Genomic DNA, 6,514 nt, shown 5'->3' on the forward strand with positions numbered 1-6,514 from the left:
CGTCAGCCCTGCCGTCCGGCCGGCTCGAAGCCGCGCATCCGGGCGAGGACCGAGTCCGCCGTCGGCGCGGTGATCTCGTCGACGATGCGCCCGTCCGAGAGGAAGAGCACGCGGTCGGCGTACGCCGCGGAGACCGGGTCGTGCGTGACCATGACGATGCTCTGGCCGAACTCGTCGACCGAGCGGCGCAGGAAGCCGAGGATCTCGGCGCTGGACCGGGAGTCGAGGTTGCCCGTCGGCTCGTCGGCGAAGACGATCGCGGGCCGGCTCACGAGCGCCCGCGCGCACGCGACGCGCTGCTGCTGGCCGCCGGAGAGCTGGTTCGGCCGGTGCGTGAGCCGGTCGCGCAGGTTGACGGTGTCGATGATCGTGTCGAACCACGCCTGGTCGAGCTTCGTGCCCGCGATGTCGAGGGGGAGCGTGATGTTCTCCCGCGCCGTGAGCGTCGGGACGAGGTTGAACGACTGGAAGACGAAGCCGAGCCGGTCCCGGCGCAGCGTCGTCAGGGCCTTGTCCTTCAACCCGTTCACCGTGACGCCGTCGATGACGACGGTCCCGGAGGTCGGGGTGTCGAGGGCGGCCATGCAGTGCATGAGCGTCGACTTGCCCGACCCGGACGGCCCCATGATCGCGGTCATCCGCCCGCGCTCGAACTCGACGCTCACACCGTCGAGCGCGTGCACGGCCGCCTCACCGCTGCCGTACACCTTCGTCAGGTCGACGGCCTGCGCGACGGCGCCGGCCGGTCCTGCTGTGACGTGACCATCGGTCACGATGTCCTCCTCGATCGGTTCGCCCCGGACGGGCCCTCGTGGCCCGGGCATGGTCGTGATCCTCGAGCCTGCCGTGGCGGCAGGGTCAAGGCAGTAGGGCCACCTGCACTCTGTGACGACGGGTCAGCCCCCGGCCCCGGTTCCGATCCTTGCAGCCGGATGCGTCGGGCAGATCAACCAGCAGGTGGACACGCAGTGTCGTCGGAACGGTCGTCGCTCAGCCGTCCGTCGGACCCGGCGTCGTCCTTTCGGCTACTCCTCGTCGAGGCCGGGGACGGCGAGGGCCGAGGCCCGCTCGCCGAGCACGATCTCCACGGCGCCGTCCGGCAGCGGCGGGGGAGTGCCGCCCCAGGCCGGGCAGAGCGCCTTGTGGTCGCACCAGTCGCACAGCCTGCTCGGCGACGCCCGCCAGTCGCCGGTCTCGGCGGCGTGCGCGATCGCCGCCCAGAGCGCCTTGACCTTGCGCTCGGTCGCGAGCAGGTCGGCCTCGTCGGGCGTGTACCGGAGGATCTCGCCGTTGCCGAGGTAGACGAGCTGCAGCACCGACGGGACCGTGCCGCGCAGCCGCCACAGGACGAGCGCGTAGAACTTCATCTGGAACAGCGCCTTGGCCTCGAAGCTCTCCCGCGGCGCGCGGCCCGTCTTGTAGTCGACGACGCGGAGCCGGCCGTCCGGCGCGACGTCGAGCCGGTCGACGTAGCCGCGCAGCACGAGCCCGTCGTCGAGGACGGTCTCGACGTACAGCTCGCGCTCGGCGGGCTCGAGGCGGGTCGGGTCCTCCAGCTCGAACCACTTCTCCAGGAGCGACTCGGCACTGGCGAGCCACGTCGTCACGGCCTCACCGTCGCCCTCGAAGAGCGCCGCGAGCTCGGGGGCCTCCTCCTGGACCCGGGCCCACTGCGACGGGAGGAGCCCGCGCGCGGCCTCGAGCGTGCGGTCATCGCGGGGCAGGTCGAAGAGCCGTTCGAGGACGGCGTGCACGACCGTGCCCCGGACGGCCGCCGGGCTCGGCGCCTCGGGGAGCCGGTCGACGACGCGGAAGCGGTAGCGCAGCGGGCACTGCATGAAGTCCCCGGCGCGCGAGGGGGAGAGTGCAGTGGCCATGGGGAGGACTCTAGGGAACGTCACCGACAGCGCGGCCGTTGATCGGGCGACGCCGACCTAGGATCGTGAGATGGCGCAGACGCAGGCCCCGCCCGAGCACGCCGGCAGCTTCCGGCTCGGCTCGGTGGCCGGGACGCCCGTGTACCTGCGGCGGTCCTGGTTCTTCATCGCCGTCGTCATCGCGTTCCTCGTCGGTCCGCAGGTCGCCTCGTACGTCGACGGCATCGCGAGCTCGGCCGCCTACCTCGTCGGCCTCGGCTTCGCCGCGCTGCTGCTGGGGTCGGTGTTCCTCCACGAGCTCGCGCACGCGGTCGCGGCGCGCGCCGTCGGCACCCCGCCGACCGACATCGTCCTGGACCTGTGGGGCGGCCACACCGCTTTCTCCGAGGAGATCCGGACGCCGGGCCGCAGCATCCTCGTCGCCGGGGTCGGGCCGCTGACGAACGGTGCCCTCGCCGTCGTCTGCGGCCTGCTCGCCACCGTGGCGACCGACGGCGGGGTCGTGCGCGGCATCCTTCTCATGCTCGCCTACACCAACGGGTTCGTCGCCGTGCTCAACGCCCTGCCCGGGCTGCCGCTGGACGGCGGCCGGGTGCTCGAGGGGATCGTCTGGGCGGTCAGCCGGTCACGGACGACGGGCACCGTCGTCGCGGGCCGGATCGGGCAGGCCGTCGCGGTCCTCGTCGTCCTCTGGTTCGTCGTCCGCCCGCTCACCCAGGGCTACCAGCCGGGCGTCATCACCGTGCTGTGGTCGGCAGCGATCGGCTGGATGCTCTGGCGCGGCGCCACCGGGTCGATCCGCTACGCCCGGTTCCGCCGGGCGGCGCAGGACGTCGTCGCCGGCCGGCTCATGCGGCCCGCGGTCACCGTCTCGGGCGCCGCGAGCGTCGCCGACGCACGGGCCGCCGTCCACGCCGTCCGCCCGTCGTCCCCGCCCGCGACCGGCGTCGTCCCGCCGGAGCCTCTCGTCGTCGTCCTCGACGGCTACGGCAACCCGGTCGGGATCGTCGACGAGGCGGCGGCTGCGGCCGTCCCGCCCGAGCGCGCGGGCCTGGTGCAGGTCTCGTCCGTCGGGCGCGGGCTGCCCCCGCTCGTGCTGTCCCCGCACCTGTCGGGGGAGGACCTGCTCGAGCGCCTGCGCGAGACGCCCGCCGCCGAGTACGCCGTCGTCGACGGCGGCCGGGTCGTCGGCGTCCTCGACTGGCGCACGGTCGCCGCGGTGGTCGGCGGCGGCTGAGCCGGACCGGGCCCCTAGACTCGCGGGCCATGACGTCGACCGGCACGCCCACGGGCGCCGAGCACCGCCGCGGCCCGTTCCGCGAGGGCGACCGGGTGCAGCTCACCGACCCCAAGGGCCGGATGCACACGATCACCCTGGCCCCCGGCAAGGAGTTCCACACCCACCGCGGGCTCTTCAAGCACGACGAGCTCATCGGGCAGCCCGAGGGCTGGGTCGTGACGAACACGGCGGGCATCGAGTACCTCGCGCTGCGCCCGCTCCTCGCCGACTACGTGCTCTCGATGCCCCGCGGCGCCGCGGTGGTCTACCCGAAGGACGCCGGCCAGATCGTCGCGATGGCCGACATCTTCCCCGGCGCGCGCGTCATCGAGGCCGGCGTCGGCTCCGGCGCGCTGTCGATGTCGCTGCTGCGGGCCGTCGGTGACACCGGGCTCCTGCACTCCTACGAGCGGCGCGCCGACTTCGCGGAGATCGCCCGGGCCAACGTCGAGACGTTCTTCGGCGGGCCGCACCCGGCCTGGCGGGTCACCGTCGGGGACCTCGTCGAGTCGATCGAGCAGGGCCACCCGGACCGGGGCGGCGACGCCGAGCCGGTCGACCGGGTCGTCCTCGACATGCTCGCGCCGTGGGAGTGCCTCGAGGCCGTGGCCCGCGCGCTCGTGCCCGGCGGCGTCCTCATCTGCTACGTCGCCACCGCCACCCAGCTCTCCCGGGTCGCCGAGGCGATGCGCGAGAGCAACCTCTTCACCGAGCCCCAGGCCTGGGAGTCGATGGTGCGCGGTTGGCACCTCGAGGGGCTCGCCGTCCGGCCGCAGCACCGCATGGTCGGCCACACCGGCTTCCTCATCACGTCCCGGCGGCTCGCCGACGGCGTCACGCCGCCGCTGCGCCGGCGCCGTCCCGCCGGGTCGACCCGGGAGGGCGGCGAGGAGGTCGAGGCCGCCTGGGGCGAGTGGACGGCGGACGAGCTCGGCGAGCGGCCGGTCTCGGAGAAGAAGATCCGCAAGGTGGTCCGGGACGTCACCGCGACGGCGGGACCGGACGGCGAGGGCCGGCCGACACTGCCCGACAGCTGGGGCTGACGGCCGGGCGCGGGTCCGGAGGGGCCCGTGCGGCGGGCGTGGCCGGTGTGAACACTCTTCGCGAACCGGACGACACGCCGCGTGTTCAGCGATTGGTGTACATCACATGACCGCCACGTGAGACGCATCACCCGTCCGAGGTGAGGAAGCACCGCACAATGGCCCGAAGTGGGAACGGGGAGCGAGACGAACGTCTCGCCTCGTCGACAACGGCCCTCGGGCGCACTTGTGGGTCCGCGGGTTAGGGTCGAACGTGTCCGCCCCATGGGGAGGGAGGTGCCCGGCATGACCGACAACGACGACGCATCGCTCCGGTCCGAGATCGCACGCCTGCAGCACGAGGTGGAGCGGCTCCGAGCGGCACGTGACGCCGCCGGCCCGGAGGAGCTCGCGAGGCTCCGGGCCCAGGTGGCCCAGCTGGCCAACCAGAACGACCGACTCGCGTCGACCCTGCGCGACGCGCGCGACCAGATCGTCGCCCTCAAGGCCGAGGTCGACCGGCTCGCCCAGCCCCCGAACACCTACGGCATCTACGTCGGCCCCGGTGACGAGGACGGCACCGCGGACGTCATGAGCAGCGGTCGCAAGATGCGTGTCTCCGTGAGCCCCTCGGTCGAGCGGGACGACATCCTCGCCGGCCAGGAGGTCATGCTCAACGAGGCCTTCAACATCGTCGCGGCGAAGGAGTTCGACCGCACCGGCGAGATCGTCATCGTCAAGGAGATCATCGACGAGGACCGCGCCCTCGTCGTGGCCCACGCCGACGAGGAGCGGGTCGTCCACCTCGCCGGCCCGCTGCGCGGCGTCAAGCTGCGTGTCGGGGACGCCCTGACGATGGACACCCGCTCGGGCTACGCGTTCGAGCGCATCCCCAAGGCCGAGGTCAACGACCTCGTCCTCGAGGAGGTGCCGGACATCGACTACACCGACATCGGTGGTCTCGGCCCGCAGATCGAGATGATCCGGGACGCCGTCGAGCTGCCGTTCCTGCACCCGGACCTCTTCCGGGAGCACGGGCTCAAACCGCCGAAGGGCGTGCTGCTGTACGGCCCGCCCGGGTGCGGCAAGACGCTCATCGCCAAGGCCGTCGCGCGGTCGCTCGCGAAGAAGATCGCCGAGCTGCGCGGGGTCAAGGAGTCGAAGAGCTACTTCCTCAACGTCAAGGGCCCCGAGCTGCTCAACAAGTACGTCGGCGAGACCGAGCGGCACATCCGGCTCATCTTCGCCCGGGCCCGGGAGAAGGCGTCCGAGGGCACGCCCGTCGTCGTCTTCTTCGACGAGATGGACTCGCTCTTCCGCACCCGCGGGTCGGGCGTCTCCAGCGACGTCGAGACGACGATCGTCCCGCAGCTGCTCAGCGAGATCGACGGCGTCGAGCGGCTCGAGAACGTCATCGTCATCGGCGCCTCGAACCGCGAGGACATGATCGACCCGGCGATCCTGCGGCCGGGCCGGCTGGACGTGAAGATCAAGATCCAGCGTCCGGACGCCGAGGCGGCCAAGGACATCTTCGGCAAGTACCTGACGCCGGACCTCCCGCTGCACGCGGACGACGTCGCCGCCAACGAGGGCTCGCCGACGGCGACCGTCTTCGCGATGATCCAGCGGGTCGTCGAGCGGATGTACTCCGAGACCGAGGAGAACCAGTTCCTCGAGGTCACGTACGCGAACGGCGACAAGGAGATCCTCTACTTCAAGGACTTCAACTCCGGCGCGATGGTGCAGAACATCGTCGACCGGGCGAAGAAGACCGCGATCAAGGACCTCCTCGAGACCGGGCAGCGGGGCATCCGCCTCGACCACCTGCTCATGGCGTGCGTGGACGAGTTCAAGGAGAACGAGGACCTGCCGAACACGACCAACCCCGACGACTGGGCGCGGATCTCCGGCAAGAAGGGCGAGCGGATCGTCTACATCCGCACGATCATCCAGGGCAAGCAGGGCACCGAGCCCGGCCGGACGATCGACACCGTCGCCAACACGGGCCAGTACCTCTAGGCCGCGCAGCAGTCCCGGCAGTCCCGGCAGTGCCGGACGGCGTCCCCCGCAGCTGCGGGGGCGCCGTTCGTGCGTCCGGGGTCGGTTCTCGGGCAGGCGGCGTCCTCTGGCGGGTCGCGCACGTGTCGCCGGCGTCCTCTGGCGGGTCGCGCACGTGTCGCCGGCGTCCTCTGGCGGCTCATGCACCGCACGCGCGTCGTCCTCTGGTGCCGTATGCACCCTTGCTCGTCCTCTGGTGTCGGACGTACCCCAAGAACGAGGCGGATTCAGGCGGTGGGTGCAACGGGTTGGTCTTGGGCGGTCAAGAGTAGGTGGTT

General features: G+C 72.0%; 5 protein-coding genes. 3 read left to right on the top strand and 2 right to left on the bottom strand.

The genetic code is table 11. From position 1 onward, the window contains the following. Positions 1-2: 2 nt before the first annotated feature. Both EDJALFJO_RS28955 and EDJALFJO_RS28960 read right to left on the bottom strand, forming a co-directional pair. Positions 3-824 carry an ABC transporter ATP-binding protein gene (locus EDJALFJO_RS28955; protein ID WP_088289792.1) on the bottom strand — a complete coding sequence of 274 codons (822 nt, stop codon included), beginning with the start codon at positions 822-824 and terminating at the stop codon, positions 3-5. A gap of 201 nt (positions 825-1,025) precedes the next feature. Then, the gene (locus tag EDJALFJO_RS28960) at positions 1,026-1,877 is read right to left on the bottom strand and encodes a PD-(D/E)XK nuclease family protein (protein ID WP_088289793.1); all 852 of its coding nucleotides are present in this window, start codon (positions 1,875-1,877) and stop codon (positions 1,026-1,028) included. Positions 1,878-1,947: 70 nt separating this feature from the next. Here EDJALFJO_RS28960 and EDJALFJO_RS28965 point away from each other — a divergent pair, with 70 nt between their 5' ends. The 3 genes from EDJALFJO_RS28965 (at position 1,948) to arc (ending at position 6,197) form a co-directional block, all read left to right on the top strand. Beyond that, positions 1,948-3,114 carry a site-2 protease family protein gene (locus tag EDJALFJO_RS28965; RefSeq protein WP_088289794.1) on the top strand — a complete coding sequence of 389 codons (1,167 nt, stop codon included), beginning with the start codon at positions 1,948-1,950 and terminating at the stop codon, positions 3,112-3,114. A gap of 29 nt (positions 3,115-3,143) precedes the next feature. Further along, the gene (locus EDJALFJO_RS28970) at positions 3,144-4,199 is read left to right on the top strand and encodes a tRNA (adenine-N1)-methyltransferase (RefSeq protein WP_088289795.1); all 1,056 of its coding nucleotides are present in this window, start codon (positions 3,144-3,146) and stop codon (positions 4,197-4,199) included. Between the two features lie 285 nt (positions 4,200-4,484). After that, positions 4,485-6,197, top strand: a complete 1,713-nt coding sequence (gene arc, locus EDJALFJO_RS28975) for a proteasome ATPase (RefSeq protein WP_088289796.1) — start codon at positions 4,485-4,487, stop codon at positions 6,195-6,197. Positions 6,198-6,514: the final 317 nt, after the last annotated feature.

The organism is Kineosporia sp. A_224 (assembly GCF_002198655.1).
Taxonomy (GTDB): Bacteria; Actinomycetota; Actinomycetes; order Actinomycetales; family Kineosporiaceae; genus R-H-3.

Bases quoted from the DNA above. Each gene is read 5' to 3' on its own strand.
- EDJALFJO_RS28970 (WP_088289795.1), top strand. From the start codon at position 3,144: ATGACGTCGACCGGCACGCCCACGGGCGCCGAGCACCGCCGCGGCCCG.
- EDJALFJO_RS28965 (WP_088289794.1), top strand. From the start codon at position 1,948: ATGGCGCAGACGCAGGCCCCGCCCGAGCACGCCGGCAGCTTCCGGCTC.
- EDJALFJO_RS28955 (WP_088289792.1), bottom strand. From the start codon at position 824: ATGCCCGGGCCACGAGGGCCCGTCCGGGGCGAACCGATCGAGGAGGAC.
- arc (WP_088289796.1), top strand. From the start codon at position 4,485: ATGACCGACAACGACGACGCATCGCTCCGGTCCGAGATCGCACGCCTG.
- EDJALFJO_RS28960 (WP_088289793.1), bottom strand. From the start codon at position 1,877: ATGGCCACTGCACTCTCCCCCTCGCGCGCCGGGGACTTCATGCAGTGC.